This is a genomic window from Streptomyces flavofungini (genome assembly GCF_014650815.1).
GTDB lineage: Bacteria > Actinomycetota > Actinomycetes > Streptomycetales > Streptomycetaceae > Streptomyces > Streptomyces flavofungini.
This window is the reverse complement of the sequence record NZ_BMVR01000006.1, coordinates 115,912-142,551: the sequence shown is the minus strand read 5'-3', so window position 1 is coordinate 142,551 and position 26,640 is coordinate 115,912. Positions and strand designations below refer to the sequence as shown.

24 protein-coding genes are annotated in these 26,640 nt (G+C 73.2%); 16 read left to right on the top strand and 8 right to left on the bottom strand.

Annotation, left to right across the window (positions count from 1 at the left end; genetic code table 11):
* The first annotated feature begins 2 nt into the window (after positions 1-2).
* The 6 genes from sufC to IE274_RS17095 all read left to right on the top strand — a co-directional run bounded on the left by sufC (position 3) and on the right by IE274_RS17095 (position 3,868).
* The gene (gene sufC / locus IE274_RS17120) at positions 3-767 is read left to right on the top strand and encodes a Fe-S cluster assembly ATPase SufC (protein ID WP_190116646.1); all 765 of its coding nucleotides are present in this window, start codon (positions 3-5) and stop codon (positions 765-767) included.
* Complete coding sequence (locus tag IE274_RS17115; protein ID WP_443732137.1) at positions 764-2,032, top strand: cysteine desulfurase; 1,269 nt, start codon at positions 764-766, stop codon at positions 2,030-2,032. The genes sufC and IE274_RS17115 overlap by 4 nt, the downstream gene beginning before the upstream one ends.
* Before the next feature lie 15 nt (positions 2,033-2,047).
* Entirely contained in the window at positions 2,048-2,527 is a 480-nt protein-coding gene (gene sufU, locus IE274_RS17110; RefSeq protein ID WP_190116645.1) for a Fe-S cluster assembly sulfur transfer protein SufU, read from the top strand.
* Positions 2,524-2,862, top strand: coding sequence for a metal-sulfur cluster assembly factor (locus tag IE274_RS17105; protein WP_030358830.1), 339 nt, complete (start codon positions 2,524-2,526; stop codon positions 2,860-2,862). The genes sufU and IE274_RS17105 overlap by 4 nt, the downstream gene beginning before the upstream one ends.
* 125 nt (positions 2,863-2,987) lie before the next feature.
* Positions 2,988-3,308 (top strand): DMT family transporter, encoded by a 321-nt coding sequence (locus tag IE274_RS17100; RefSeq protein WP_190116644.1) that lies wholly within the window; start codon positions 2,988-2,990, stop codon positions 3,306-3,308.
* Positions 3,308-3,868: a TetR/AcrR family transcriptional regulator gene (locus IE274_RS17095; protein WP_190116643.1), complete on the top strand. Its 561-nt coding sequence runs from the start codon at positions 3,308-3,310 to the stop codon at positions 3,866-3,868. Before IE274_RS17100 ends, IE274_RS17095 begins: the two co-directional genes overlap by 1 nt.
* Here the strand turns inward: IE274_RS17095 and IE274_RS17090 are convergent.
* On the bottom strand, positions 3,840-4,730 hold the full coding sequence (locus IE274_RS17090) for a winged helix-turn-helix transcriptional regulator (RefSeq protein WP_190116642.1): 891 nt from the start codon (positions 4,728-4,730) through the stop codon (positions 3,840-3,842). The genes IE274_RS17095 and IE274_RS17090 overlap by 29 nt on opposite strands.
* 86 nt (positions 4,731-4,816) lie before the next feature.
* Here IE274_RS17090 and IE274_RS17085 point away from each other — a divergent pair, with 86 nt between their 5' ends.
* From IE274_RS17085 to IE274_RS17065, 5 genes are all read left to right on the top strand, one after another.
* Complete coding sequence (locus IE274_RS17085; protein WP_229909607.1) at positions 4,817-6,079, top strand: MFS transporter; 1,263 nt, start codon at positions 4,817-4,819, stop codon at positions 6,077-6,079.
* A gap of 33 nt (positions 6,080-6,112) precedes the next feature.
* On the top strand, positions 6,113-7,111 hold the full coding sequence (dapD, locus tag IE274_RS17080) for a 2,3,4,5-tetrahydropyridine-2,6-dicarboxylate N-succinyltransferase (protein ID WP_190116641.1): 999 nt from the start codon (positions 6,113-6,115) through the stop codon (positions 7,109-7,111).
* Between the two features lie 99 nt (positions 7,112-7,210).
* On the top strand, positions 7,211-7,807 hold the full coding sequence (locus IE274_RS17075; RefSeq protein WP_229909606.1) for a hypothetical protein: 597 nt from the start codon (positions 7,211-7,213) through the stop codon (positions 7,805-7,807).
* A gap of 121 nt (positions 7,808-7,928) precedes the next feature.
* Positions 7,929-8,483, top strand: coding sequence for a SigE family RNA polymerase sigma factor (locus tag IE274_RS17070; RefSeq protein WP_190116640.1), 555 nt, complete (start codon positions 7,929-7,931; stop codon positions 8,481-8,483).
* Entirely contained in the window at positions 8,480-9,709 is a 1,230-nt protein-coding gene (locus tag IE274_RS17065; RefSeq protein ID WP_190116639.1) for a WD40 repeat domain-containing protein, read from the top strand. The genes IE274_RS17070 and IE274_RS17065 overlap by 4 nt, the downstream gene beginning before the upstream one ends.
* Here the strand turns inward: IE274_RS17065 and dapA are convergent.
* Entirely contained in the window at positions 9,670-10,644 is a 975-nt protein-coding gene (gene dapA / locus IE274_RS17060; RefSeq protein WP_190116638.1) for a 4-hydroxy-tetrahydrodipicolinate synthase, read from the bottom strand. The genes IE274_RS17065 and dapA overlap by 40 nt on opposite strands.
* Positions 10,645-10,877: 233 nt before the next feature.
* On the opposite strand from dapA, the gene IE274_RS17055 reads away from it, so the two are divergent.
* The 3 genes from IE274_RS17055 to IE274_RS17045 all read left to right on the top strand — a co-directional run bounded on the left by IE274_RS17055 (position 10,878) and on the right by IE274_RS17045 (position 13,506).
* Complete coding sequence (locus IE274_RS17055) at positions 10,878-11,681, top strand: SGNH/GDSL hydrolase family protein (RefSeq protein WP_190116637.1); 804 nt, start codon at positions 10,878-10,880, stop codon at positions 11,679-11,681.
* Positions 11,682-11,810: 129 nt separating this feature from the next.
* Positions 11,811-12,515: an antibiotic biosynthesis monooxygenase gene (locus IE274_RS17050; RefSeq protein WP_190117034.1), complete on the top strand. Its 705-nt coding sequence runs from the start codon at positions 11,811-11,813 to the stop codon at positions 12,513-12,515.
* 154 nt (positions 12,516-12,669) lie between these two features.
* On the top strand, positions 12,670-13,506 hold the full coding sequence (locus tag IE274_RS17045; RefSeq protein ID WP_229909605.1) for an SRPBCC family protein: 837 nt from the start codon (positions 12,670-12,672) through the stop codon (positions 13,504-13,506).
* Positions 13,507-13,608: 102 nt separating this feature from the next.
* Here IE274_RS17045 and IE274_RS17040 read toward each other — a convergent pair whose 3' ends face one another.
* Complete coding sequence (locus tag IE274_RS17040; protein WP_190116636.1) at positions 13,609-15,450, bottom strand: DUF8508 domain-containing protein; 1,842 nt, start codon at positions 15,448-15,450, stop codon at positions 13,609-13,611.
* Between the two features lie 422 nt (positions 15,451-15,872).
* Between IE274_RS17040 and IE274_RS17035 the strand changes: the two genes are divergently transcribed.
* Positions 15,873-17,381 (top strand): hypothetical protein, encoded by a 1,509-nt coding sequence (locus tag IE274_RS17035; RefSeq protein WP_190116635.1) that lies wholly within the window; start codon positions 15,873-15,875, stop codon positions 17,379-17,381.
* Between the two features lie 165 nt (positions 17,382-17,546).
* Here the strand turns inward: IE274_RS17035 and IE274_RS17030 are convergent, their stop codons facing one another.
* Genes IE274_RS17030 through IE274_RS17020 form a run of 3 tightly spaced genes read right to left on the bottom strand, consistent with a single transcriptional unit; the run spans position 17,547 to position 19,424 of the window.
* Positions 17,547-17,993, bottom strand: a complete 447-nt coding sequence (locus IE274_RS17030) for a hypothetical protein (RefSeq protein ID WP_190116634.1) — start codon at positions 17,991-17,993, stop codon at positions 17,547-17,549.
* A gap of 27 nt (positions 17,994-18,020) precedes the next feature.
* Complete coding sequence (locus IE274_RS17025) at positions 18,021-19,178, bottom strand: chymotrypsin family serine protease (RefSeq protein ID WP_229909604.1); 1,158 nt, start codon at positions 19,176-19,178, stop codon at positions 18,021-18,023.
* Positions 19,179-19,229: 51 nt separating this feature from the next.
* Complete coding sequence (locus IE274_RS17020) at positions 19,230-19,424, bottom strand: hypothetical protein (protein WP_051811011.1); 195 nt, start codon at positions 19,422-19,424, stop codon at positions 19,230-19,232.
* 435 nt (positions 19,425-19,859) lie between these two features.
* On the opposite strand from IE274_RS17020, the gene IE274_RS17015 reads away from it, so the two are divergent.
* The gene (locus IE274_RS17015; RefSeq protein WP_190116633.1) at positions 19,860-21,338 is read left to right on the top strand and encodes an alkaline phosphatase PhoX; all 1,479 of its coding nucleotides are present in this window, start codon (positions 19,860-19,862) and stop codon (positions 21,336-21,338) included.
* A 22-nt stretch (positions 21,339-21,360) separates the two neighbouring features.
* On the opposite strand, the gene IE274_RS17010 is transcribed toward IE274_RS17015, so the two are convergent.
* Both IE274_RS17010 and IE274_RS17005 read right to left on the bottom strand, forming a co-directional pair.
* Entirely contained in the window at positions 21,361-23,805 is a 2,445-nt protein-coding gene (locus tag IE274_RS17010) for a serine/threonine-protein kinase (protein WP_190116632.1), read from the bottom strand.
* Between the two features lie 97 nt (positions 23,806-23,902).
* Positions 23,903-26,365 (bottom strand): protein kinase domain-containing protein, encoded by a 2,463-nt coding sequence (locus IE274_RS17005; RefSeq protein ID WP_190116631.1) that lies wholly within the window; start codon positions 26,363-26,365, stop codon positions 23,903-23,905.
* Between the last annotated feature and the right edge of the window lie 275 nt (positions 26,366-26,640).

Sequence of the window (26,640 nt, the reverse complement as noted above, 5' to 3'; positions counted from 1 at the left end):
CCATGGCTACGCTTGAAATCCGCGACCTGCACGTCACCGTCGAGGCCGACAACGCCACGAAGGAGATCCTCAAGGGCGTCGACCTCACCGTGAAGCAGGGCGAGACGCACGCCATCATGGGCCCGAACGGCTCCGGCAAGTCGACGCTCGCCTACTCCGTCGCGGGTCACCCCAAGTACACGATCACGCAGGGCACCGTCACCCTCGACGGCGAGGACGTCCTGGAGATGTCCGTCGACGAGCGCGCCCGCGCCGGCATGTTCCTCGCCATGCAGTACCCGGTCGAGGTCCCCGGCGTCTCGGTCTCCAACTTCCTGCGCACGTCGGCGACGGCGATCCGCGGCGAGGCCCCCAAGCTGCGCACCTGGGTGAAGGAGGTCAAGTCCGCGATGGAGCAGCTCCAGATGGACCCGGCCTTCGCCGAGCGCAACGTCAACGAGGGCTTCTCCGGCGGTGAGAAGAAGCGCCACGAGATCCTGCAGATGGAGCTCCTCAAGCCGAAGATCGCGATCCTCGACGAGACGGACTCCGGCCTGGACGTCGACGCGCTGCGCCAGGTCTCGGACGGCGTCAACCGCGTCCGCGAGACCGGCGAGGTCGGCACCCTGCTGATCACGCACTACACGCGCATCCTGCGCTACATCAAGCCCGACTTCGTGCACGTCTTCGCGAACGGCCGCATCGCCGAGTCCGGCGGCGCCGAGCTCGCCGACAAGCTCGAGGCCGAGGGCTACGAGGCCTACACGAAGGGTGGCGCATCCGCGTGACTGTGGCCCGGCAGGGGCTCCCCGGCCTCCTCGACACCGAGGCGATCCGCAAGGACTTCCCGATCCTGGATCGCCAGATCCACGACGGCAAGAAGCTCGTGTACCTGGACAACGCGGCGACCTCGCAGACGCCCCGCCAGGTCCTCGACGTACTGAACGAGTACTACGAGCAGCACAACGCCAACGTCCACCGCGGCGTGCACGTCCTCGCCGAGGAGGCCACGGCGCTGTACGAGGGCGCCCGTGACAAGGTCGCGGAGTTCATCAACGCGCCCAGCCGCGACGAGGTGATCTTCACCAAGAACGCCTCCGAGTCGCTCAACCTCGTGGCCAACATGCTCGGCTGGGCCGACGAGCCCTACCGCGTGGACCACGAGACCGAGATCGTCATCACGGAGATGGAGCACCACTCCAACATCGTGCCGTGGCAGCTGCTCTCGCAGCGCACCGGCGCGAAGCTGAAGTGGTTCGGCCTGACCGACGACGGCCGGCTCGACCTCTCCAACATCGACGAGGTCATCACGGAGAAGACGAAGATCGTCTCCTTCGTGCTCGTGTCGAACATCCTGGGCACGCTCAACCCGGTCGAGGCCATCGTGCGCCGCGCCCAGGAGGTCGGCGCGCTCGTCCTGATCGACGCCTCGCAGGCCGCCCCGCACATGCCGCTCGACGTGCAGGCGCTGCAGGCCGACTTCGTGGCCTTCACCGGCCACAAGATGCTCGGCCCGACGGGCATCGGCGTGCTGTGGGGACGCCAGGAGCTCCTGGAGGACCTGCCCCCGTTCCTCGGCGGCGGCGAGATGATCGAGACCGTGTCGATGCACTCGTCGACGTACGCTCCCGCGCCGCACAAGTTCGAGGCGGGCACGCCGCCGGTCTCCCAGGCCGTGGGCCTGGGCGCGGCCGTGGACTACCTCTCCGCGATCGGCATGGACAAGATCGCCGCGCATGAGCACGCGATCACCGAGTACGCGGTCAAGCGGCTCCTCGAAGTCCCGGACCTGAAGATCATCGGTCCGTCGACGGCCGAGGACCGCGGCGCCGCGATCTCCTTCACCCTCGGCGACATCCACCCGCACGACGTGGGCCAGGTCCTCGACGAGCAGGGCATCGCGGTCCGGGTCGGCCACCACTGCGCCCGCCCGGTCTGCCTGCGGTACGGAATTCCCGCGACCACGCGAGCGTCGTTCTATCTGTACTCCACGCCCGGCGAGATCGACACGCTCGTCGAGGGGCTGGAGCACGTACGGAACTTCTTCGGCTGAGGGGCTGGCTGAGACGTGAAGCTGGATTCGATGTACCAGGACGTGATCCTGGACCACTACAAGCATCCGCACGGGCGCGGGCTGCGCGACGGCGATGCCGAGGTGCACCACGTCAACCCGACGTGCGGCGACGAGATCACGCTGCGCGTGAAGTACGACGGCTCGCGCATCGAGGACGTCAGCTACGAGGGCCAGGGCTGCTCCATCAGCCAGGCCAGCGCGTCCGTCCTGAACGACCTCCTGGTCGGCAAGGAGCTCGCCGAGGCGCAGCGGATCCAGAGCGTGTTCCTGGAGCTGATGCAGTCCAAGGGCAAGCTGGAGCCGGACGACGCGATGGAGGAGACGCTGGAGGACGCGGTCGCGTTCGCCGGTGTCTCGAAGTACCCCGCGCGCGTGAAGTGTGCTCTGCTGAGCTGGATGGCGTGGAAGGACGCGACGGCGCAAGCACTGGGCGCCGACGTCGAGGCCGAAGAGGCCGAAAGGAAGACGGCATGAGCGAGAACGAGACCCTGACCACGAAGCCCGCTTCCGAGGAAGAGGTCCGCGAGGCGCTGTACGACGTCGTCGACCCGGAACTGGGCATCGACGTCGTCAACCTGGGCCTGATCTACGGTGTCCACATCGACGACGCCAACATCGCCACCATCGACATGACGCTCACGTCCGCGGCCTGCCCGCTGACCGACGTCATCGAGGACCAGGCGAAGTCCGCGACGGAGGGCATCGTCAACGAACTGCGGATCAACTGGGTCTGGATGCCCCCGTGGGGCCCGGACAAGATCACGGACGACGGGCGCGAGCAGCTTCGGGCGCTGGGCTTCAACGTCTGAGCCGCACCGCCGTACGCCTCGAAAGGGCCCGCACCGCACCGGTGCGGGCCCTTTCGTGTGCCCGCCGGATTTTTTATGCACCTGCATATGTACACCCGTACCCATCGTTGTGTACGGTAGTACGCATGGGATACGGACTGCTGGCCGCGGCGATCGCGGCGGAGGTGGCCGGGACTACGGCCATGAAGTACAGCGAAGGTTTCAGCCGGCTGTGGCCGTCGCTGGTCACCGTCGCGGGCTATCTGCTGGCCTTCGCGCTGCTCGCGCAGACGCTGAAGACACTGTCGGTGGGAACCGCCTACGCGATCTGGGCGGGCATCGGGACCGCCGCCGTCGCCGGGATCGGGATGCTGTTCCTGGGCGAGTCGGCGAGCCTGGTCAAGGTCTCGGGCATCGTGCTCGTCATCGCGGGCGTCGTCGTGCTGAACCTCGGCGGGGCCCACTGATGGGACGGCGGTACGACCCGGAGCGGCGGCAGCGGATCATCGAGGCGGCGCTCCGGGTCGCGGGCGAGAAGGGCATCGCGGGCCTCAGTCACCGCACCGTCGCGGCCGCGGCCGATGTGCCGCTGGGGTCGACGACGTACCACTTCAAGACGCTCGACGACCTGCTCGTGGCCGCGCTGCGGGAGGCCAACGAGGTGTTCGCGCGCCTGGTGCGCGAACGGGAGGTGCTGCGGGACCCGGACGCCGACCTCGCCGCCGAGCTGGCGGCGCTGCTCGGCGAGTGGGCCGCCCGCGGGCGCGAGGGCCTTGAGCTGGAGTACGAGCTGTATCTGGCCGCCCTGCGCCGCCCCGCGCTGCGGCCGGTGGCCGCCGAGTGGTGCGAGGGCATCGGCGAGGTCCTGCGGGAGCGGACGGACCCCGGCACCGCCCGGGGCCTGATGGCGCTGATGGACGGGATCTGTCTGCAGGCGCTGCTCACGGGCGGCGAGTACGACGAGGTCTACACCCGGGACATGCTGCGGCGGCTCCTCGTCAACTCGGGCCGTCCCGCAGACTGTTGACGGTCTCCAGGGCCGCCTCGACGCTCGCCGTGATGTCCGTGACCGGGTACTGCACGTCCCGGATGGTCCGGTCGGCGTCCACGACCAGGGTCAGCCGCTTCAGGCGGCTCACGCCCGCCGCGCGGAACGTCGGAAGGCGCAGTGCCGCCGTCAGCGCGAGGTCCGCGTCCGACAGGAGCGGGAAGCGCAGGCCCTCCTTGGCGGCGAACGCCCGCTGCTCGTCGGGGCGTTGGGTGGACACGCCGCGCACGGCCGCGCCCGCCGCCGTGAAGTCGGCGAGCCGGTCGCGGTACGTGCACGACTCCAGGGTGCAGCCGGGCGCGCCGGGGATCGTGGACCAGCCGGGCGGATAGGCGTCCTTGCGGGCGTACGCGCCCGGGAAGCAGTACAGGACCGTGTACGCCGCGTCCGTGACCGGGTCCGTCAACTCGCCGTCGTCCGCGCGCAGTCGCAGCTCGGGCACGCGCGTGCCCAGCAGTTCGTGCACCCGCAGCGCTGCCGGTGCAGCCTCGTCCGGAGCCGTCGCCGTCATCTCTCCCTCTCCCAGTACCCAGGTGTCCCCCCAGTCCTGAAGGGCGATCAGGACCGGCAGCAGGGCCCGCCCGCGCGGCGTCAGCCGGTACTCGTGGCGCGGCGGGCGGTCCTGATACGGCACCCGGGTCAGGACGTCCGCGTCGACCAGGAGGCGCAGGCGCTCGGTGAGCACCTTGCGGGACAGGCCCAGTTCGCGCTGCAGCTCCTCGAAGCGGTGCACCCCGCGGGCCGTGTCGCGCACGATCAGCAGGGTCCACCAGTCGCCGACGACGTCCAGGGCCTGCGCGATGGCGCAGTGGGCGTCGCCGAGGCTCGTACGCCGTGGCATGTCCTTCACGCTCTCTCGGGGTCGGCGGAACGTTGACCCGGAGCCTCGCATGCTGCCATAGTCCGTTCCCAAAAGGAACTCACTCGATGGCGGGGGCGACGATGAGCGGCGGAGGCATGCGGCGGGGGCTGCGTGACGTACCGAGGACCGTGTGGCTGCTGGCAGCGGGCCAGTTCTTCAACATGATCGTGGCCTTCACCTTCGTGTACTTCTTCGTGTACCTGACCGACGAGCGGGGGCTGTCCGTCGCCCAGGCCGGGGTGATCAGCGGCATCGGTGGCGCGGGGCAGGTCGCGGGGAACTTCACGGGCGGCTGGTTCGGCGACAGGTACGGGCACCGGCGGGTGCTGCTCGCCGGGTCGCTGATCAGCGGGGTGGGGGTGCTCGCGCTGCCCGCCCTGCCGGTGCCGCTGCTGTACGTCGTGCCGGTGCTCAGCCAGTACGCGGGTGGGTGCGTGCGCGCGGCCAACGGGGCGCTCGTCGCCATCGTCGTGCCTGAGGGGGCGCGGCGGCAGGGGTTCGCGGTGATGCGGTTCGCGGCCAATGCGGGATTCACGGTGGGGCCGCCGCTCGGGGCGTTGCTCATCGCGCAGGCCGGGTACGGGGTGCTGTTCGTCGTCGACGGGGTGGGGACGCTGGTGTTCGCCGCGTATGCCGGGCGGGTGCTGCCTGCCCGGGGGGCGGGTCGTGCCGCGGTGCCCGGCGACGGGGCGGCCGGGCCCGGTGTCTTCGCGAGTCTGCGGCAGCGGCCTGTCGTCGTGCTGCTCCTCGTCGCGATCCTCGTCACCGACCTCGTCTACCGGCAGCAGTACTCCACGTTGCCCACCGACCTCGATCACCACGGGATCGGGACCGGTGTGTACGGGTGGCTGCTCGCCATCAACGGGGGGCTCATCCTGCTCCTCGAACTGCCGGTCACCGTCGCGCTGCGGGGGCGGGCGCCGCTGCGGATCATCGGTGGGGGCGTGCTGCTCGTGGGGGCGGGGTACGGGGTGCTGGCCCTGGGGACGGGGGTGGGCACCGCGGTCGCGATGATGTTGCTGCTCACCGCGGGGGAGGTGCTGTACAAGACGCCTGCCACGGCCTTTGTCGCCGATCATGCGCCTGCCCATGCGCAGGGGCGGTTCCAGAGTCTGTACTCGGGGGTGTCCGTGAGCGGGGTCGTGCTGTCGGCGCCGTTGGGCGGGGCGCTGTACTCGGCGGCGCCGGGGGCGCTGTGGCCTGTCTGTGCGGGGTTGGCCGGACTGGCCGGAGTGCTGCTCCTGGCGGCGGGGCGGACGGGCCGGCCGGGGGTGACCCACGCCGAGCAGGTGCGCCCGGCACGTGAGACGGCCACCCGTACCGGTTAGCTTCCGCCGCCCCGCCCCGGTTAGGTTTCACTCATGACCGATACGCCTTCTGTTGACACCTCCCGTACGACCGGTGCCGTTGCCGCCGGGCTCGCCACCCTCGCCGCCGACGGCACCGTCCTCGACACCTGGTTCCCCGCCCCCGAGCTCGTCGCCGAGCCCGGCCCGGCCGGTAGCGAGCGGCTCTCCGCCGAGCGCGCCGTGGAACTCCTCGGCGAGGGCGCCGCGAAGGCGATCGGGCCCGACGCCCGCCGTGGTGTGGAGGTCGTCGCCGTCCGCACGGTCATCGCGTCCCTGGACGACAAGCCGCTGGACGCGCACGACGTGTACCTGCGCCTGCACCTGCTCAGCCACCGCCTGGTCAGGCCGCACGGCCAGAACCTGGACGGCATGTTCGGGCTGCTCGCCAACGTCGCCTGGACCTCGCTCGGCCCGGTGGCCGTCGACGACCTGGAGAAGGTCCGCCTGAACGCCCGCGCCGAGGGCCTGCACCTGGCGGTGACCTCGGTCGACAAGTTCCCGCGCATGACGGACTACGTCGCCCCCAAGGGCGTCCGCATCGGCGACGCCGACCGGGTGCGGCTCGGCGCGCACCTCGCCGCGGGCACCACCGTGATGCACGAGGGCTTCGTGAACTTCAACGCGGGCACGCTCGGCACGTCCATGGTGGAGGGCCGGATCTCCGCGGGTGTCGTGGTCGGCGACGGCTCGGACATCGGCGGCGGCGCCTCCACGATGGGCACCCTGTCCGGCGGCGGCAACGTCCGCATCGTCATCGGCGAGCGCTGCCTCGTCGGCGCCGAGGCCGGAGTGGGCATCGCGCTCGGCGACGAGTGCGTCGTCGAGGCCGGTCTGTACGTCACGGCCGGTACCCGTGTCACGATGCCCGACGGTGAGATCGTCAAGGCCCGCGACCTGTCCGGCGCCTCGAACATCCTCTTCCGCCGCAACTCGGTCACCGGCGCCGTCGAGGCCCGCCCGAACAACGCGGTCTGGGGCGGCCTGAACGACGTACTGCACAGCCACAACTGAGCCCCCCGAACCACCGAAGCGCCCTCCCGGCCCGCCGGGAGGGCGCTTCGCGTGCGTATGCTGCGCGGGCACACAACAGTTGAACCAGGGGAGGACTGGATGCGAAAGACAGCGGTCGGGTCGACGGTCGCGGGCACGGTGGCCGTCGCGGTGCTCGTCGCCTGCGGGCAGAGCGTCGCGCGGAGCGGTGACGCGGAGCCGCGCGCGGCGAAGACGGGTGGCCACACCTACAAGCTCCAGCACTCCGACATCCACTGGAGCGGCTCCAAGACCCCCTTCGAGTCGCAGATCAAGCTCCCGGACGGGCGCCGGGTGGCCATGCACTACCTGGAGAAGAAGGGCCTGTACGTCCAGGACTACAGCCCCAAGGCGCGCGGCTGGTCCAAGCCCAAGGCCGTCTACCGCACCAAGACCGACGCCTGCCAGGGCATCACGCTCAAGCACCGCGCCGGTACCGTCGCGGCGATCGCCGACTGGGCGACGTACTGCGCCGACGGCGAGCCCCCGCAGGAGTCCCTCGCCGCCGTCGCCACCGGCCGTCTGACCAAGTGGGACCGCCACCTCACCAAGGGCTTCGACGGCTGGGCCAAGGCCGACATCACGAAGAACGGCAAGCAGGTCACGTTCAAGTACCACTCCGACCGGCTGAAGTGGACCAAGGCGAAGGGCTTCCCCAAGAACCCGCTCGACCACTGACCCTCCCGGTCACCACGCGTTTCTCCGGACCCGCGCCGCGCCACAGGCATAGCGGCGCGGGTCCACGCACGTCATCCACAGCAGAGGGGGCAGCAGGGCCGCCGGAGACGAGAAGGTGACGATGGATGCCGAAAGTCAGGACCGCTTCCGGGAGTTCGTGGAGAGCCGGTCGGCCGCGCTGCTGAGGACCGCCGTCCTGCTGACCGGCGGCGACCGGCACGCGGCGGAGGACCTGCTGCAGAACGCGCTGGTCAAGGCCGCGGGCCGGTGGAACCGCATCGACGACCCGGAGGCGTACGTCCGGCGGATCCTCTACCGGCAGCAGGTCAACCGCTGGCGCCTGAAGTGGCCGCGGCGCGAGGTCGCCGTGGCCGAGCCGCCCGAGCGCGCCGGCGCCGACACGGCGGCCGGAGCCGAACTGCGGGTGGTGATGCGGGCGGCACTCGCCCGGCTCACCCCGCGCCAGCGCTCCGTGCTGGTCCTCAGGTACTTCGAGGACCTGCCGGAGGCCGACGTCGCCCGGATCCTCGGGTGCTCCGTCGGCACCGTCCGCAGCACCACGCACCGCTCCCTCGCCCGGCTCCGCTCCCTCGCCCCCGAACTGGCCGTGCTCGGCCCGGCCGTCGCCGAGGCCGCGCCGTCCAGTGACATCTCGCCCGTGGAGGTACGTCCGTGAACGTTGACCAGCTGGTGCGCGAGGCGCTCCAGGAACAGGCCGCCGAGCAGGGCGGACCGCGCGGGGACCTGGTGGGCCGGGTCCTCGCCGGCAGGCGCCGCCGGCGCGCGCGGACCCTCGCGGGCGCCGCGCTCGGCACGGTCGCCGCCGTCGCGGTGGGCGTGACCGCGCTCGACATCGGGGACGGGGACAAGGACGCGCACCCGGCGAGCGGCCCCCGCGCCGACGACGTGATCGCGCACCCCGACCAGTCCGTGCCCCGGGACTTCGTCGCGGCCGGGAACGTCGGCATGGCCGGATACTCCGTCAGCCGCGACGTCCCGCAGGGCAACGGCGACGAACTCCTCGTCCGCTCCTACTTCCTGCTGAACCCCGAGACCCGGAAGTACGAGAAGGCCGACGCCAAGTGGGCCTGGATCGCCGTCGCTCCCGGGATGCGGACAGCCGCCGTCCTGGAAGGCGAACTGCCCGCACGCCGCATCGGGATGCTCGACCTGCGGACGGGCAAGGTGACGCGCTGGATCACGCCGGGCCACCGCGTCGCGGCCGTCGAGTGGTCGCCGGACGGCAGGCGGCTGGTGGCGACCGCGTACCGCAAGAACCCGGACCGGAAGGTCGCCGTGCCCGGCAACGGCTCCGTGAGCTGGCCGAAGCACCACGGCAGCCGCACCGGATATCTCCTGATCGAGGCCGGATCCGGCCACGTCGGCCCCTTCCGCGACGTGCCCCAGCCCACGCCGGACAAGCACGGAATGTTCCCCGGCGTCTCGCGCCAGGACGTGCACTTCAACCACGACGGCACCCGGCTCTACGTCCAGCAGTACGCGCGCCAGGGCCGCAAGAGCTACCGCGACTGGTACACCCTGAACGGCGGGCCGACGTCCGCGCCCGCTGCCGAGAAGCACGCGGGCTGGCCGAAGGCCGGACTCTCGCCCGACGGCACGTACCTCGCGGACGACGGCGGCCCCAACGGCTCCGCGATCCGCGACCCGCGCACCGGCGAGCAGGTCGCCCGGGTGCCCAGCGGCGAACAGCTCGCCTGGGCCGACAACAAGCGGCTCGTCGCGCTCGCCTGCGACCCGGCCCGCTGCACCGGCAAGGACGAGCACCGCAACCGGCTCGTCCTCGTCACCGTCGGCAGCAAGAAGACGGTGCCGCTGACGGCGGTCCGCACGGCGCCCAAGGGCTACGAGCGGGTCTGGACCCCGATGCTCACGGCCCGCTGAACCGCCCCCGCGGGCAGCGCGCCACCCAGCGCCTCGTACGCCGCCAGCAGCCCGTCGACCGCGCCCCGGTCGGCGGGCAGCAGCGGCGCCCGGACCGGCCCCGCGGGCAGGCCGAGTGCGTTGAGCAGGGCCTTCGCCGTGACCGCGCCGGGTAGCCCCGAGGCCATCATCAGCTCGATCAGTTCGGTGAGCCGCAGCTGCCCGCGCGTCGCGCGCGCCGTGTCGCCCGCGTCGAACGCGTCCACGATCGCCCGCAGGCTGCGCGGCGCCACGTTCGCGACCGTGCTGATGAAGCCCGCTCCGCCGAGCGCGTACAGCGGCAGCACGAACTCGTCGCAGCCCGTGTAGTACGCGAGGTCCGAGCCCGCCATCACCTTGGCGGAGCCGAGCATGTCGTACGCGCAGTCCTTCACCGCCACGATCCGCGGGTGCTCCGCGAGCCGCAGCATCGTGTCCGGTTCGATACGCGTGCCGGTGCGGCCCGGGATGTCGTACAGGATCACCGGCAGGTCCGACACGTCCGCGACCGCGCGGAAGTGCGCCTCGATCGCCTCCTGCGGCGGCTTGCTGTAGTACGGCGTGACCACGAGCAGGCCGTCCGCGCCCGCCTTCTCGGCCTCCAGGGCCAGTTCGCCGGTGTGCGCGGTGTCGTTGCTGCCGACGCCCGCGACCAGCGTGGCCCGCTCGCCGACCGCCTCCCGGACGGCCCGCACGAGCGCGCTCTTCTCGGCGTCGGACGTGGTCGGGGACTCGCCCGTGGTGCCGGACAGGACCAGGCCCTCGCAGCCGTCCGCGACCAGCCGCTCGGCGAGGACCTGCGCGCCGTCGAGGTCGAGGGCGCCGGACGCGGTGAAGGGCGTGATCATGGCGCACAGGGCGCGGCCGAAGGGGGCGTGCGCGAACGGGGCCGCGGCGGGCGTGGAGGGTGCCGTCATAAGGGTAGTCTCGGCGGGCCGGTCGTGAAGCTCCACTTAATTCTACTACGAGGTAATGCGCAGCAGCGCTACGAGGTTTGAGACCCGCGCACGCGGCCGGGTCCGCCGGTGGACGCCTTCCGTGCCTGGTGGGCCGGGGCGCGGGAGCACGCCTGTGGCGGGTCGTGCAGGAGTGTGGCACGTGCCGTCGAGGCCTCGTTGACGGGCCCGGGCGGGCGCAGGACGCTCGGGCCATGACCACGCATCCGTACGAGCGTTACGTCGCCGTCGGAGACAGCCAGACCGAGGGGATCGGCGACGGCGACGAACGGCACGGCTACCGCGGCTGGGCCGACCGCCTCGCGGAGATCCTCGCCGTCGGCAACTCCGACTTCGCGTACGCCAACCTGGCCGTCCGCGGCCGCCTGGCGGAGCAGGTCAGGGACGAGCAACTGGCCCCGGCCCTGGCGCTCAAGCCCGACCTCGCGACCGTCGTGGCGGGCGTCGGCGACCTGGTCCGGCCCGGCTACGACGCGGCCCGCACCGCCCGCGCCGTCGAGGAGATGTTCGCCGAACTCACCTCGGCGGGCGCCCGCGTGGTGACCGTGACCTTCCCCGACATCGGCCGCATCGCCCCGCTGGCCCGCCGGGCCCAGCCGCGCGTCATGGAACTCAACGCCCGCATCCGCGCCGCGGCCGACCGGCACGGCGTCGTGGTCCTCGACCTGTTCCCGCAGCGGATCACCGCCGACCCGCGGTTGTGGAGCCGCGACCGCACGCACGCGAGCCCCGTCGGCCACGCCCGCATCGCCGCCGGTGTCGCCGACCTGCTCGGCCTGACCGGCCACGAGGACTGGGCGCGCCCGCTGCCGCCGCTCGCCCCGGTGTCGGCGCTCGGCGGCGCCGCGCAGGAAGTGCGCTGGCTCGTCGGGGCGATGGGGCCCTGGGCGCGGCGCCGGGTGCGGCGGGTGTGGCGCGGCGGGGGCGCGGGCGGCGCGCACCGGGCGAAGCGGCCCGGCCTCGACGCGGTCACCCTGCCCGAACCCGAACGCGCTTGACCTCAACCGAACTTCACGTTGGAGCGTAGGGGGCGTACGCGCCGCACGAACACCGCGTACACAGTCACCGACCCGCGCGTACCCGGCCGCACCACGGCCTCGTACGCCCTGATGACCGTGGAGATCCCCATGACCCGCCGCGCCCCCGCCCACCCCGACCCGACCCGCGCCGACATCGGTCTCACCTTCTTCAGCACCTGGCACGTCGGCACCCCCGAGCGGCAGCAGGCGGCCGTGGCCGCCATCGCCCGCGCCTGGGAGAGCCGTCCCTGGCCGCACGCGGGCCTGCTGGGCTACCACGTGTACGCCGGTGCGGACGGCGCGACCTTGATGCACCACACGCAGTGGCGGGACGAGGAGGCCCACCAGGAATTCTTCGCACAGGGCCGGGACGCGCGCAACGACGAGATCGACGCCGCCGTGCCCGGCATCGAACGCCTCGGCCTGACGAAGTCCCGGCGGTACCGCAGCGTCGCGCCGGGCTCCGGGGACTCCGTGCCCGAGGCGTTCGTGACCGTGCACGTCGACTTCGAGGGACCCGACGCCGACCGGCAGCGGGCGTGGGTGGACACGGTCCTCACGGCCATCGGCACCCTGCCCGAACCCGTCCCCGGCCTGCTCTCGGCGCACTTCCACCTGAGCATCGACGGCACCCAGGTCGTCAACTACGCGGAGTGGGAGAGCGCGGAGGCGCACGAGTCGGCGCTCAAGGGGCCCGGTGACGGCATCGGCACGGTCTCCGAGGAATGGCGCCGGGTGCGTGACTTCCCCGGGACGCTCGACGCGGGGGCGGTGCGGCGCTGGCGGCGGGAGTTCGGGGTCGTGCCCGAGTAGTCGGGTACGGGCGGCTGTGCCGCGTTCCGGCGGGCACGTCCGGGAAGTCGTGCTCGGGGGCTTTACCCGGCGGGCCGTCCGTGGGGTCATGGAGGACGTGAGCGGGACCGGGGCCCGGCGGCCGCGGCCGTCCCGCTCGACCCGAGGAGTCGCCATGACCAAGGACAGCCGCAGGGGCAGGGGCAGGGGCCGGGGGAGCGGCAGGGGCGAGGGTGACAGCAGTGGCGTCGGCGGCAGTGGCGGCAGTGGTGTCGGCGTTCGGGAGTTCGAGATCGTCCGGGAGTTCGAGGTCGGCTCCCCGCCCCGGCAGGTGTGGGACGCGTTCACCACGGTCACCGGCACCGGCGGCTGGCTGTGGCCGATGGAGTACGAGCCGCGCGTGGGCGGCGCCGCGCCGCACGGCGCCGTCGTCACGGTCTGGGACCCGCCGCGGCGCCTCTCGGTCCGCTCCGACGGCCCGGCCGCGCTCTTCGCGGAGCGCAGCACCATCCAGCTGGAGCACCTGATCGAGCCCTGCGACGGCGGCCGCCGCGCCTGGGTGCGGCACGCGCACAGCGGGATATTCACTCAGGACTGGGACCTCCAGTACGACGCCGCGAGCAAGCACACCGACTTCTATCTGCACACCCTGCGCGAGTACTTGACGTACTTCGCGGGCCGCCCGGTCACCTTCACCCACCTCGACGCCCCCGCCGCCGCCACGGCCCGGGGCGCCTTCACCCGGCTCGCGCGCGAACTCGGCCTGCCCACCGACGCCTCGGAGGGCGCCCGCTTCCGGCTGAGCGCGGCCGGCACCGAGCTGGACGCCGTACTGGACTTCCGGACGCCGTACTTCATCGGTCTGCGCACCGACGACGCGCTGTACCGCTTCTTCGGCCGCAACCACTTCGGCCGCCGCGTCGGCGTCACCGTCCACGACTTCGCGCAGCACGCGGACGCCAAGCGGGCCGAGCCCGCGTGGCGGGACTGGCTGACGCGCTTGTACGGCTGACGGGGCCGCACGGCCGCACGGCCGCGCGCTTGTGGGCGGGCGCGGGCGGGCGGGTCCGGGGGCCGCACGCATCCCGGACCCGCCCGCCCCCTGCCTTGCCGCCTACGGCCGGAAGCGCACCACCTGCGGGTCGTGGTCGCTGTTCTGCTCCGCGAACTCGGCGTTCACATGCACGCTGTCGTAGTGGAACCGGCCCACGCCGGGGCTCACCAGGATCTGGTCGAGGACCTGGGAGTTGCCCTGGAAGACGTACGAGTAGCGCTCGGAGCGGGGCAGCGACGTGATGCCGGGCCGCAGCGCGCCGCCCTTCTCCAGGGCCTTGGTCGTCGCGGAGAACTGGAAGTCGTTGATGTCGCCGACCACGAGCACGTCCGCGTCCTTCTGCGTGCCCCGGATCTCCCGGACGAAGGAGTTCACGGCCTCGGCCTGCTTCACCCGCTGTGTCTCCGAGGAACGCACCGGCGGCTGGTGGTGCGAGGTCAGCGACTCGTCGCCGCCCTTGGAGGCGAAGTGGTTCGCGATGACGATCACCGGCTCGCCCCGGAAGGTGAACTCACCGGCGAGCGGCTTGCGGCTGTTGGTCCACGCCGCGTCCGCCGGGGCGATCCGGCCGGGCGAGTGCGTGAGCGCGGCCCGCTCGCCGACGCGGACGACGCCCGTCGGGGTCGTCGCGTCACCGGCGGCGCGGTCGGTGAACGACACGCGCTCGGGGTTGAAGAGGAACACCTGGCGGATGTTGCCGCCGGGCTCGCCGCCGTCCTTGTTGTTCTCGGGGTCGACCGACCGCCACTCGTAGCGCGGCCCGCCCGCGGCGACGATCGCGTCCGTGAACTTCTTCAGGGTCCCCGCGGCGGTCACCGTGCCGTCGTTCTTCGCGCCGTTGTCGTCCTGGATCTCCTCCAGGGCGACGATGTCGGGCGCGGCCAGGTTCGTGACCACGCCGGAGGCCAGCGCGTCGAACTTCGACTGCGGGTCGCCCGGGTCGAGGTTCTCGACGTTGTACGTGGCCACGGCCAGTTCGCCCTTGCCCTGCGGCCGGGTCCTCTCCCGCTGCAGGCCCGCGCCGCCCTTGCCCTGCGGCACGACCTTGCCCAGCGTCCGGGCGGTCAGCGTGTAGCCGCCGAACTGGTTGAAGTCCAGCGGCCCCTCCGTCACGCCGGTCAGCCGGTCGCCGACGTCCGCCTTCGGGAACGGCTGCTCGGAGACCGGCGCGAGCTGCTGGATCTGCAGCCTGCCGGTGTTCTGCGAACCGTACGAGCCGTACAGCGCGCCCCCGCGCCGGGTGGCGCTCTCGTGCGGCTTCACGGTCACCCAGAGCTCGTTGTACGGGTCCGTCGCGCCGACGACGCGTGCGGAGCCGACGCGTACGTTCATGCCCTCCAGGGACTCGTACAGGTCCAGGGCGTACGAACGGGGCTTCAGGGGCAGCCCGTTGACGCTGCTGCCCGCGGCCGGGTCGCCCTTGGGGGCGTACGCGGCGGGCACGGACTTCGCGCCGACGGTCACCGGGGCGGGCAGGGCGTTGCCGGCGGACTCGACGGTCACCGTCGGCTTGGTGATCTGGGTCAGCGACTGGTTGCCGGAGGTGGCGCCGCCGGGCACGTACTCCGTGACCGTGCCGGAGACGCGGACCGCGTCACCCGGCTTCACCGTCGGCGTCGAGGAGGTGTAGACGAACACGCCCTCGCTGGTCGCGCGGTCGTCGTCCGCCCGCGGGTCCTGGATCCAGAAGCCCTTCGAGCCGTAGCCGCGCACGCCCGTGACGATGCCCGGCACCTCGCTGACCTGCTGCCCCGCCAGCGGCGAAAGACGCGTCGTGCCCTGGATGTCGTGCACCCGGACCTGGTCGGCGGACGCGGTGGAGGCGGTGGTCACGAGCAGCCCGGCCGCGAGGGCGGTGGCGACGAGGGCGCTGACGGCGGCGGATCTCGGTATGTGGGGCATCGGGGCTCCGGAGTGAGGGTGCTGACGGGGACGGCAGAAACGGTAGAAACGGCAGAAACAGGCGCGCGCGGCGTGTCGGCCCGGGGGAGTGGCGCTCTACGCGCGTCAATCTCTTGTGCGGGCGGGGGAGTTGTCAAGGTTCTCCGGGTGTGCGGGATCTGTACGTCCGCTGACGGAGGGATGAAGGCGGGTGGAGTGCGGGTGAGGTGGGGCAAGTCGGGCGGGGCGGTCCGCGCGGCCGTCGGGAGCGGTGCGGCCGACCGGTGACGAAAGGGGTGGGGCCGGTGCGGCCGACCGGCGGGCGGCAAACGGTCAAATCCGTCTAGGCTTCACGCAGCAGACCCGCGCTGCACGCAGCCGTGCGTCCTGCAGCAGACCTGCTCCGCGCAGCAGACCCGTACGCCCGTCAGGAGAACCAGTCGATGTCCCAAAGCCCCGCCACCCTGCCGCCGGTGCTGCTGCACTCCGAAGCGGAGCTCGCGCGGGACGCGCTCGCCACGCCCCTGCTCGGCCGCGCCGCGCGGCTCGCCCGCTGGGCGGGCCCGGACACGCGGGTCGGCGCGGGCGGCGAGCTCGTCGACGAGCAGCTGCCGGCCGCGGCGGCGGAGCTCGGGCTCACCGACGGTGCGGACGGGACGGACGAGGGGGACGCGGCCGCGTACGCCAGCGAGGCGTGGCGGGTCGCCGTCGACACCGGGCTCGTCGAGATCCACGAGGCCGCTGAGGATGCTGAGGCTCCTGAGGCCGCCGAGGGTACTGCCGCCGGCGCGGACGACGAGGCCGACGGGACCGTCACCCCGGGCGAGGAGCTGGGGCTGCTCACCTCCGGGGCGCCGCAGGACATCCTCGGCATCTGGCTCGCCGCCCTGGAGACCGTGTTCGCCGACGCGACGGTGCCCGACCTGGACGACCTCGTCGACGCCATCGAGGACGGCGGTGAGATCGACTTCGAGGCGCTCGGGTGGGACCCGCAGGGCGAGGCCGACTTCCTGGAGGGCGTCCTCGGCAACCTGTACCTGCTGACCGTCGGCGAGGGCACCGCGGACGGCGCGGTCCCGCTGCCCGCGCTCGCCGCGTCGATGATCGTGCCCGACGACATGGGCGAGCCCACCGACGACATCCTGGAGCAGGTGTCGGACGCGATGATGCGGCTCGACGACCAGTTCCGGATGCTGGAGCCGATCGGGCTCGTCGAGTACCAGCCCGTCGACGAGGCCCTGATGGCCGACATCGACAGCGAGGAGCCGATGCCGCCCGGCGACGACGAGGACGTCACGCGGTACGGCATGGTCCGGCTGACGCCGCTCGGCCTCTACGGCATCCGGGCGCGGATGCTGGAGGCCGGGCTCGACGCGCCCGCCGTCGGCGACCTCGCCGACAAGGGCGCCGACACGCTCCTCGACGGCACCGCCGGGTTCCCGCAGGGGGCCGCGCAGGCCGAGATCGAGCAGTGGCTGGCCCGGCGTGAATCGCTCGGTGCCGCGCGGGAGTTGCTGGCCGCCGCGCGCGGGGGCGACGAGGGGGCACCGCTGCGGCGGCTCCGCTGTCAGCAGGCGCTGTCCCTCGTCGGGGACGAGGCCGAGCCCGCGCTGCGGGAGGTGCTCGACGACGCGGAGCTGGGCGGGCTCGCCCGGGTGTGGCTCGCCGAGCACGGCGCCACCGACGTGCCGCCGCCGTCCGAGGGCATGGTCTTCTGGCTCACCATCGACACGATCGCCGCGCAGCTCGCCGCCGAGGGCAACTCCGAGGAGCTGCAGGCGCTCGTCGAGGGGCTGGCCGCGCAGCACAGCGGGTTCTTCGCCGCCGCGTGGCGGGTCGAGCACCCCGCCACCGCGGACGTCCTGGAGGCGATGGGGCGCCTCCACCCCGACAAGCGCGTCGCGAAGGAGGCCCGCAAGGCCGCCTTCAAGGCCCGCTCCCAGCAGGCCTAGGGCCTTGGGCAGACGTCCCGTGCGGGTGGGACAGCCTCCGCCGATCGGCGCTCCGCGCCTCGTCCTCAATCGCCGGACGGGCTGACATCTTCCAGCCCGTCCGGCGATTGAGGACGAGCCGGGCCGGAGGCCGCGATGGGCGGCTCCCCGGCCCGGCCCGAGGGCTCAGCACTCGTAGCGCGTCGTGTGCTTGAACGACGATGTGGCGCCGTCGAAGCCGTACGTGCCCCGGTACGCCGGCGGGTTCTGGTACTCGCCGACGATGGTGATCCTGGTGGCGCAGGACCCCTGCCCGGCGCGCTTGGCGTCGAGGCGGATGGTGTCGCCGACGAAGCCGCCGGTGATGTCCCACGGGGCACCGCAGATGCCGGAGGTGATCTGGCCGCCGGTCACGACGTGCGGGTAGGTGTTGGGGTTGTACTTCACCTCGATGCCGAACGTGACCTGGCCGTTGTGGAGCGTGAGCTTGCAGACGGTGGAGATGGCCTCCGCCGAGACGTCCATCTGCGTGGCGAACGCCTCGTCACGCGTCTTGACCTCGGCCCCCTGCGGATTGTGGAAACGGTGCTCCGCGCGGGCCTGGCCCTTCTGCTTGCGTGCCTGTGTGGTCATGGAACCCTCCCTCCGGGAAGTCGTGCGTCAGGCCAGCTGCTCGGCGATCTCGACGCGCAGCAGCGCGCGGACGTTCTCGATGTGGTTGACGACGGTGACGGTCGAGGAGCCCGCGAAGAGCAGGCCGAGCGCCACGTTGTCGAGCGAGGTCACCAGGGAACCGGAGTCGCCACCGGCGGAGATGTTGGTGGTGAGGATCTGGTCCTTGAAGCGGGCGGTGCCCGCGGTGCCGTAGTTGACGTCGATGGTGGCGTCGACGGAGACGATCCGGCCGAAGCTGATGTTCGTCGTGCGGCCGGACTTCTTGACGAGGTCGCCGACGGCCACGTTGGCCTTGCGCCGCCAGGCGCGCGGCGCCCCGCTGAAGTACTGCTCGCGGGTCGCGTCCTGGAAGTCGACGGTGCCGAGCGCCGCGTCGACGACGTTGTTGTGCCGCTCCAGCGGGATCTGCGGGGCGAACTGGATGGTGATGAAGCGGTCCAGTGTCGCGATCCGGTCGACGGGGTCCTGGCCGCCGTCGAACACACCGGGCTGCACGATGGCGCTGCCCAGCTGGGCCCGGTTGGAGTCGGCGAGCACGTGGTTGTTGGAGAGGATGTAGAACTTCGCGGGCACGCCGAGTCCGGGGCCGGGCGGGTCGACGGACGCGCCGGGCAGGAAGTCGTACACCACGCTGCCGAGGGTGCCCGCGGTCACGCGGACGTTGCCGACCGAGAAGCCCGAGGGGCTCGGCCGCATCCGGCGCTTGAGCAGCTGCGGCTCGAACGCGCCGAGCCCGCCGAGTTCTTCGAGCCGGGGCTGGGACAGACCGGCGAGCTGTTCGCTGACCGAGCCGTCGGCGTCGTACGTCAGCGAGGAGCGGTCCTCGCCGCGCACGGACCTGCGCTGCTGGCGCTGCGCGGCCACGTGGCCGACGGCCAGGATGTCCGTGGGGGTGCCGTCGTCCATCTGGCGTGGAATCACATCCCGTTCGGGGAGCAGTGATTCGGGCACCTTCTGGGTGACGAACACGAGCACGGCGGGCTCGCCGGTGGGCCGGCCGTCGCTCCACTTCACGCCGTGGCCGAAGCCGACCACGTTCGCGAGCGGCTGTTCGCGCCGCATGAAGTCGGTCATCGCCTGCTGGCGGGAACTGTCGCTGAGCGTGCCGCCGGTGGGTCCTCGCATCAATTCGGGCTGGCTCACGCCAGACCACCTCTTCCCCTTGTGGTGAAGTCCCGGGTTCCGGCAGACGTCTCAGGCGTCGCCCTGTGCGCCGACGTCGCCGATGGCAAGGACGCGCACGGGCACGCCGTCGAGTACGTCCGGAACCACGTCTTCGTCCCGGAGCCGGTCACGGGGCACCCGATGCGTGACGAAGACGACGATCACGTCCGCGCCCGAGTGTTCGTCCCTGCCGGTGCCTACTCCGGTGACATTGGCCAGCCTCATCAGCCGGCTCTCATGGAGGGTGCGGGCCTGGTGTGCGTCCACTCCGGCTCGCCTCCCCGCGTGGGTGATGCGGTTCCGCAGGTGTTCCTGCGGGATGCGTACCTGGGTGTCTATTGCCGGGGCCACCGGCGGTCAAGGCGTTCTGCGCGAAATCTTGCCTTTACTGATGGTCCGCTCCTGTTGACCTTGTTTACGAAGATTCTTCCGGAAATACGAAGTCTCTTCCGACCAGTAACGCGCGCGCAATGTACGCCGCTCCACGTGCGGCCCGGCGGGCTCGGGCGCGCAGGCGCGACGCGCCGTCGGGCGGAAGGGCCGAATGCGAGCATCCGGAAAACCACCGCGGAAGTCGGCCCTCGTTCAACCGCCGTTTATGCGTGAGCGGGAATCTGTCGCCGACAGCAGGCCCGGTCGCACGCGCCCTCAGGAGAAACCATGCCGTCGCTCACCCGCAGGGACTTCGCCAGACGATCAGCGATCACCGGGGCGGGCGTCGCCCTCGCAGGCAGCGTCGGCGCGCTCGCCACCGCGCCCGGCGCGCTCGCCGCACAGGACCCGGAGGTGGCCGGGGCGGACGCCCCCGACGGCCTCGACGCGTACGACGGCCACGGGCACGGGCACGGCGCTCCCGGCTACGGCCCGCTCCTGCCCGACCCCGAGGGCCTGCTCGCCCTCCCCGCCGGATTCTCGTACCGCGTCATCACGCACAGCGGCAGGACGAAGCTGGACACCGGCGAGTTCACGCCCTCCCACCACGACGGCACCGCCGCCTTCGAGGGCCCGCGCGGGGTGACCCTGCTCGTCAACAACCACGAGCTGGGCGGCCCCCGCACCAAGGCGAAGTTCCCGGTGCCGCTCACCGACGGGCTCGTCTACGACCCGGCCGCGGCCGGTGGCTGCACCGTCGTCGAGGTCCGCCGCGGCGGCGAGGTCGCCGAGTGGGTCGGCGTCGCGGGCACGGCCACCAACTGCGCGGGCGGCTCCACCCCTTGGGGCACCTGGCTCACCTGCGAGGAGACCGAGGACCGGGCCGGTCAGAACGGCATGACCAAGGACCACGGCTACGTCTTCGAAGTCGACCCCTACGACCGGCGGGCCAACCGCGACCCCAAGCCCGTCAAGGCCCTCGGCCGCTACGCCCACGAGGCGGTCGTCGTCGACCCCAGGCGCGGCCACCTCTACCTCACCGAGGACGCCGCGAGCCCCAACGGCCTCCTCTACCGCTGGACCCCGCCGCACGGGTTCCGGCACGGCCGCGGCAAGCTGCGCACCCTGGCCGACGACGCCGGTGTCCTCAAGGCCCTCAAGTGCTACGACTCCGGCGGCCGCTTCGTCGACGACCTCGCCCGCGCCACCCGCATCGGCACCGTGTACGGCGTCGACTGGGTGGAGGTCGAGGACCGCGACGCCCGTACGGTCCCGGTGCGCGAGCAGTTCGACACCGGCGCTGTCACCCGCGCCCGCAAGCTCGAAGGCATGTGGTGGGGTGACGGCGGCACGTACATCGTCTCCTCGTACGCCCGTGCCGAGAGCCCCGAACAGCACGACGGGCAGGTGTGGTTCTACCACCCGGGCCGCCGCACGCTGACCCTGAAGGTGCTGCTGGGCGTGAATACCGACCCGGGTGAGGACGGCGCGTACGACGGCCCGGACAACATCACCGTCTCGCCCTACGGCGGACTCGTCATCGCCGAGGACGGCGACGGCGTCCAGCACCTGTTCGGCGCGACGGAGCGCGGGCGCACGTACCCCATCGCCCGCAACGAACTGAACGCGGGCACCCCCGAGAAGCCGTCCTACAGCGAGTTCACGGGCGTCACCTTCTCGCCCGACGGCCGGACGCTGTACGCCAACATCCAGACGCCGGGCATCATGCTGGCGATCAGGGGGCCGTGGCGCCGCCAGCGCCCCTGACGTCCGCCTGCCTCCAACTCGCTCACCGTGCGGGCGCGTTGACGGCCCGCGCGGAGGTCCCGCCGACGAGCGCGTACCAGCCGTCGCCGTCGGCCGTGAGCGCGGTGGCCGTGCCGTCGAGGCGCCACCGCGCCCGCCGCTCGCCGTCGCGCAGGCCGAGGGCGCGGACCTCGCGGCCCGCCGTGACGTAGACGGTGTCGCCGCCGATGGCGGGCGGGCGCTGGCCGGTCGCGTCGAACGACGCCGTCCACAGCGGCTTGCGGCCGTCGCGGACGTCGACGCCCTGAAGGGTGTTGGTGTCCGTCCAGTGCACGAGCACGCCGTCGGCGGTCACCGGTCCGCGCACGCCGCCCGCCCGGCGCGGCCAGCTCGCGTCGAGCCCCGCCGAGGCGTGGTCCCACAACTCCCCGCCGTCCCGTGGGTCGAAGCCGACGAGCCGGCCACCGCCGAGCACCAGGCCCACCCCGGCGGCCTGCCCCACGGCCGTCGTACCCCGGCCCGCCGCCAGGCCGAGGCGCCGCCGCGCCAGCCGCCTGCCGTCCCCTGCGTCGATCAGATGCAGGTCGGACTCCTCCGTCAGGAGCGCGAAGCGCGGGCCGCGCGAGCCCTTCCGCGGGAGCGTCACGGGCGCGGCCACCGCCCGGTCGTCGTCCGTGAGGTGCCGGTACGTCCAGAGCGCGGCGCCCGTGCGCGCGTCCACGCAGGACGCCCCCTCCACCAGCGCCGCGGGCTCCGGCGCGAGCAGCAGCGACGACCCGGAGACCGCCGGGGGCAGCCAGTCGGGCACGTCCTTGCGGCGGCCGGGCGCGGTGCCGCCGGGCAGGGTGCGCAGCCGCAGCTCCGGGTCCTTCGACGAGCCGGTCACGTGCAGCGTCACAAGGCGTTCGCCCGCCACCGCGAACCACCGCGTGGTCCCCGACGACGGCCAGGCGTCCCGCACCGGCCACGGCTTTCCCGTCGTTACGTCCACGACCTCCGCGAGCACGTCCGGCGCGATCAGGAGCCCGTTGCTCACGCCCCACAGCGCGGACGCGGACCGCGTACCGCCGTCCCGCCGCCACCGCTCGACGCCGTCGGCCGCACGGACCGCGTGGACCGTCGCACCACCCAGCGAGGTGCCGCGTTCCGGCCCGCGCACGAACACGGTGCCGCCCGCGAGCAGCAGCCCGTCGAGGCTGTCGCCGAGCGCGTCGTCCAGGGCCAGCGTCCACCGGGTCGCCCCCGGGGTGCTCCGTCCCTTGCGCAGGCTCAGCGATCCCTCGTCACTCCGGTCCTGCCGCCGGTCGCCGGGCGGCGCGGTGCTGATGGCCCACCCCATCAGGGCGAGGAGCCCGCCGCCGCCGAGGGCGAGGGCGGAGCGGCGGGCGAGGGTGCGGTGGCGGTGGGAGCGGGTCGGCGTGGTCCGGGCGGCCGGGGCCGCTGCGGGGGCCGCGGCCGTCGTTGTGGTGGACGTGGTCCGTGGCGGGGCCTCGGCGGGCTCGGCCGGGGCGGAGTGCGCCGAGGGCCGCGGGGACGTGTCGGCGGCTCCCGCCCGGGTGGGCCCCACACCCAGGGCGACGGCCCCGCCCGCCCACTCCTGCTCGCCGTCCGGTGGAACGGCCCCGGCGATGAGGGCGCGAAGCGGTTCGTCGCACCACCAGAGGGGACTGTCGGACCTGGAGGTCCTACGGAGTACGGCGCCGACGCCGGGGCGTCCGGTCGGGTCCCGCCGGAGGCAGGACGCGATCAACTCACGCAGCCCCTCGTCCGCCGGGACACGGGCGAGGTCCGGGTCCTCATGCGCCGCGCGGTAGAGGAGGACGGCGACCGGCCCGGCGCCGAACGGCCCCGCGCCGGTCGCCGCGAAGGCGAGGACCGCGCCGAGGGCGAACACGTCGGTGGCGGGTCCGGTGGGGCCGCCGAGGATCTGCTCGGGGGCCATGTAGCCGGGCGTACCGAGCATCGACCCGGTGGCGGTCAGCGGCCCGTGGGCGTGGTCGCCGGTCGCGCGGGCGATGCCGAAGTCGATGACGCGGGGGCCGTCCGCGGTGATCAGGACGTTGGACGGCTTCAGGTCGCGGTGCACGATGCCCGCGGCGTGGATGCTGGCGAGGGCCTCGGCGAGGGCGGCGGCGAGCGCCCGGGTGACATCGGCGGTCAGGGGGCCGGTGGCGGCGACGGCCTGGCGCAGGGTGACCCCCGGCAGGTAGGCGGTGGCGAGCCACGGCACCTCGGCGTCGGGGTCGGCGTCCACCACGGCGGCCGTATGGGCCCCGGTGACGGCCCGCGCGGCGGTGGCCTCCCGACGGAAACGCTCCCTGAACTTCGCGTCGGCGGCGAGGTGTTCGTGGACCGTCTTCACGGCGAGCAGTCGCCCGCCCGGGCTCCGGGCCAGGTACACCTGCCCCATGCCGCCCGCCCCGAGCCGGGACAGGAGCCGGTGCCCGCCCAGGGTTCTGGGGTCCTCGGCGAGGAGGGGGGAGGTCATAGGGGGGTGCCGTTCGGTCGGGTGGGGCGGCCGGGGCGGCTGGGGTCAGCGGAGGGGGCGGAGCCGCTCTGGTGCCCGGGGCGGCCGGGCGCGGGTCTCATGAGTGCTCCGGGGGTGCTATCGCCACGACCGTTCCCTCCGCGTACAGGTGGATCACGTCCGGCGCCGCGGCGGCCGCCTTCACCGAGGTGAGGCCGGTGGCGCGGGCCGCCCAGGCCGTGCGGCCGGTGCGGACGTCCAGGGCGTGCAGGCCCCAGTCGGGCTCGCCGGTCGTGCCCGGCTCGGGGCCCACGACGTACACATGGCCGTCGGACGTCAGCAACGAGCCGTCGGCGGCGGTGAGTTCCTCGACGTCGGCGCGGGTCCACCGGGGCTTGCCGCCGGACGTGGCCGCGTACCCGCTGATGCCCTCGGACGTCGCGGCGAGCAGCATGCCGCGCGTCGGCACCGCGGTGACGGCCGTCGGCGAGTCCAGGCGGCGGGTCCAGCGGACGCGGCCCGTGGCGAGGTCGACGGCGCGGATCGCGGTGCGGCTCGGGTAGCAGGCCGTGCCCTTCGCGCCCGGGTGCGCGCGGGGGTGCCGCGCCCCGTCGCGTACCGTCCGCTCCACCTTGCCGTCCGCCGCGCGCAGGACGACCAGCGGGTCCCGCCGCGCGTAGTCGTCCGAGCCCGCCGTCCCCGGGTTCGCGGACGCGGCCACGGCGATCCGCCCGCCCGCCTCGTCCACGCCGATCACCCCGGCGGCGGCGCCCTCGTGGAACCACAGGGCCTCGCGCGTCCGCGCGTCGAACCCGTATGCCCGCCAGCGCCGCCCCCAGGCGGCGCGCCGCGCCCACATGGTGTCGTACGGGGCGTACGTCAGGAAGCACAGCACGTCCCCGGCCAGCAGGAACCTCCCCTGGCTGCCCTCCAGCCCGCTGTTGTCGCCGTCGAAGGCGGGCAGGCCCTGGGCGCGGCGCTTCGGGTTGAGGCGGGGGAAGGGGGACGTCCACACCTTGCGGCCGGTGGTGGCGTTCAGCGCGTGCATCTCGGGTTCGAAGAGGTCGTCGCGGAGGACGTAGACCGTGTCGCGGTGGCGGTCCACGCTCTGCAACTGCTCCGCGGGGTACACCCAGCGCTCGGTGTTGGAGCGGGCCTCCAGGCAGGTGAGGGAGTCGGCGGCGACCAGGTAGAGATCGTCTCCCCGGCGCACCAGGCTGCTGTGGGAACGGAGTTCGCTCACGTCCCGGCTCCACAGGACCCGCCCCCGGGCCGTCGTGTCCGACGGCCGCTTCGGCGAGCCCGCGTCCTTCTCGCTCCCGCCTCCGCCGCCGTCCTGGAGGGCGATGGCCGTACCGGTGACGCCCGCGGCGGCGGCCAGGGCGCCGCCGCCCCAGAGGAGGAGACGGCGGCGGGAGGGGCGGTGGTCGGCGGGGGGAGGGGTGTCGGTGGGGCCGGGGGTGTCGGTCGGCTGCCGGTCGGTCGGCTGCCGGTTGGGCGACCGCGGCGCTCGGGACGGCGGCGCCTCAGGGGCCGCCGTCCCGAGCGCGGAAGCCTCAGTTGCCCCCGTTCCGAGAACCGGAGTCTCAGGCGCCCCCGTCCCGGGAACCGATGGCGCCTCGGACACCGCCGTCCCGAGCATCGGTGAAGCCCCGGGCGCCACCGCCCCACCCTCCTCTCCACTCCCCAACACCCGAGCCACATCGTCCTCATGACGCCGTATCAGCTCGGCCGCGGCACCCCGCTCCCACCACGGCGTCCCCTCCGCCCTCCCCGCGCACCAGTCCAGGACCTGCCGGACCGTCGGCCGGTCGGCCGGGTCGCGGGTGAGGCAGCGGGCCAGGAAGGCGCGCAGGTCGGGGTCCGGGACGCCGTCGAGGTCGGGGGCCTCGTGGAGGGTGCGGTACAGGACGCGGGCCGCGCCATCCGCGCCGAAGGGGGCGCGGCCCGTGACCGCGAGGGCGAGGAGAGCGCCGAGGGCGAACACGTCGGCGGGCGGCCCGGGGCGGGCGTCGTCGGCGCCGCGCGCGAGCTGTTCCGGGGCGATGAAGCCGGGGGAGCCGATGGCCTCGTCGGTGGCGGTGAGACTGTCGTCGGCGGCGCTCTTGGCGATGCCGAAGTCGAGGACTTTGGGGCCGTCGCGGGTGACGACGACGTTGGACGGCTTGAGGTCGCGGTGGACGAGACCCGCCGCGTGCACGGCGGTGAGGGCTTCGGCCAGGGAGGCGCCGAGCGCGGCGAGATCGGCGGCGGTGAGGGGGCCGTGCGCGGACACGGCGCCGGTGAGGACGGGTCCGGCGCAGAACTCGGTGGCGAGCCAGGGTTGTGCGGCGTCCGGGTCGGCGTCGAGTACGGCGGCGGTGTACGGGCCGGTGACGGCGCGGGCGGCGGCCGTCTCGCGGCGGAACCGCTCGCGGAACTCGGGCTCGGCGGCGAGGTGCGGGTGCACGGTCTTCACGGCGACGGGGCGACCGGACGCGGAGCGCGCGAGGTGCACCTGGCCCATGCCGCCCGCCCCGAGCCGGACGACGAGCCGGTACCCCCCGACCTCGACGGACGTCTCACGCCTGGCCCCAGCCATGCCTCGCGTACCCCCTCGTCCCGCCGTCCGCCGGACCCCTCGCCCGGCCGAACTGTGCGACGCCTGTGGGGCATCGTACGGTTGCGCCGGGCGGTGGACCGGTGGTCCCGCCGGCTCACGGCTCCTCCGGCCCGTGGACGACGGCCGGGGTCCGGCGGGGAGGTCCCGGTGCGGCGTCCGGGTCTGGCTTCACAGGGTGATGGCCCCCGCAGGAACTCGGGCTGCGGGGGCCATGGTCTGGTTTCGGCCGGGGGGGGGGGGGGGGGGGGGGGGGG

Coding starts and splice junctions, on each gene's coding strand:
- sufC (WP_190116646.1), top strand. CDS start 3: ATGGCTACGCTTGAAATCCGCGACCTGCACGTCACCGTCGAGGCCGAC.
- IE274_RS17105 (WP_030358830.1), top strand. CDS start 2,524: ATGAGCGAGAACGAGACCCTGACCACGAAGCCCGCTTCCGAGGAAGAG.
- IE274_RS17100 (WP_190116644.1), top strand. CDS start 2,988: ATGGGATACGGACTGCTGGCCGCGGCGATCGCGGCGGAGGTGGCCGGG.
- IE274_RS17095 (WP_190116643.1), top strand. CDS start 3,308: ATGGGACGGCGGTACGACCCGGAGCGGCGGCAGCGGATCATCGAGGCG.
- IE274_RS17090 (WP_190116642.1), bottom strand. CDS start 4,730: ATGCCACGGCGTACGAGCCTCGGCGACGCCCACTGCGCCATCGCGCAG.
- IE274_RS17085 (WP_229909607.1), top strand. CDS start 4,817: ATGGCGGGGGCGACGATGAGCGGCGGAGGCATGCGGCGGGGGCTGCGT.
- dapD (WP_190116641.1), top strand. CDS start 6,113: ATGACCGATACGCCTTCTGTTGACACCTCCCGTACGACCGGTGCCGTT.
- IE274_RS17075 (WP_229909606.1), top strand. CDS start 7,211: ATGCGAAAGACAGCGGTCGGGTCGACGGTCGCGGGCACGGTGGCCGTC.
- IE274_RS17070 (WP_190116640.1), top strand. CDS start 7,929: ATGGATGCCGAAAGTCAGGACCGCTTCCGGGAGTTCGTGGAGAGCCGG.
- dapA (WP_190116638.1), bottom strand. CDS start 10,644: ATGACGGCACCCTCCACGCCCGCCGCGGCCCCGTTCGCGCACGCCCCC.
- IE274_RS17055 (WP_190116637.1), top strand. CDS start 10,878: ATGACCACGCATCCGTACGAGCGTTACGTCGCCGTCGGAGACAGCCAG.
- IE274_RS17050 (WP_190117034.1), top strand. CDS start 11,811: ATGACCCGCCGCGCCCCCGCCCACCCCGACCCGACCCGCGCCGACATC.
- IE274_RS17045 (WP_229909605.1), top strand. CDS start 12,670: ATGACCAAGGACAGCCGCAGGGGCAGGGGCAGGGGCCGGGGGAGCGGC.
- IE274_RS17040 (WP_190116636.1), bottom strand. CDS start 15,450: ATGCCCCACATACCGAGATCCGCCGCCGTCAGCGCCCTCGTCGCCACC.
- IE274_RS17035 (WP_190116635.1), top strand. CDS start 15,873: ATGTCCCAAAGCCCCGCCACCCTGCCGCCGGTGCTGCTGCACTCCGAA.
- IE274_RS17030 (WP_190116634.1), bottom strand. CDS start 17,993: ATGACCACACAGGCACGCAAGCAGAAGGGCCAGGCCCGCGCGGAGCAC.
- IE274_RS17020 (WP_051811011.1), bottom strand. CDS start 19,424: ATGAGGCTGGCCAATGTCACCGGAGTAGGCACCGGCAGGGACGAACAC.
- IE274_RS17015 (WP_190116633.1), top strand. CDS start 19,860: ATGCCGTCGCTCACCCGCAGGGACTTCGCCAGACGATCAGCGATCACC.
- IE274_RS17010 (WP_190116632.1), bottom strand. CDS start 23,805: ATGACCTCCCCCCTCCTCGCCGAGGACCCCAGAACCCTGGGCGGGCAC.
- IE274_RS17005 (WP_190116631.1), bottom strand. CDS start 26,365: ATGGCTGGGGCCAGGCGTGAGACGTCCGTCGAGGTCGGGGGGTACCGG.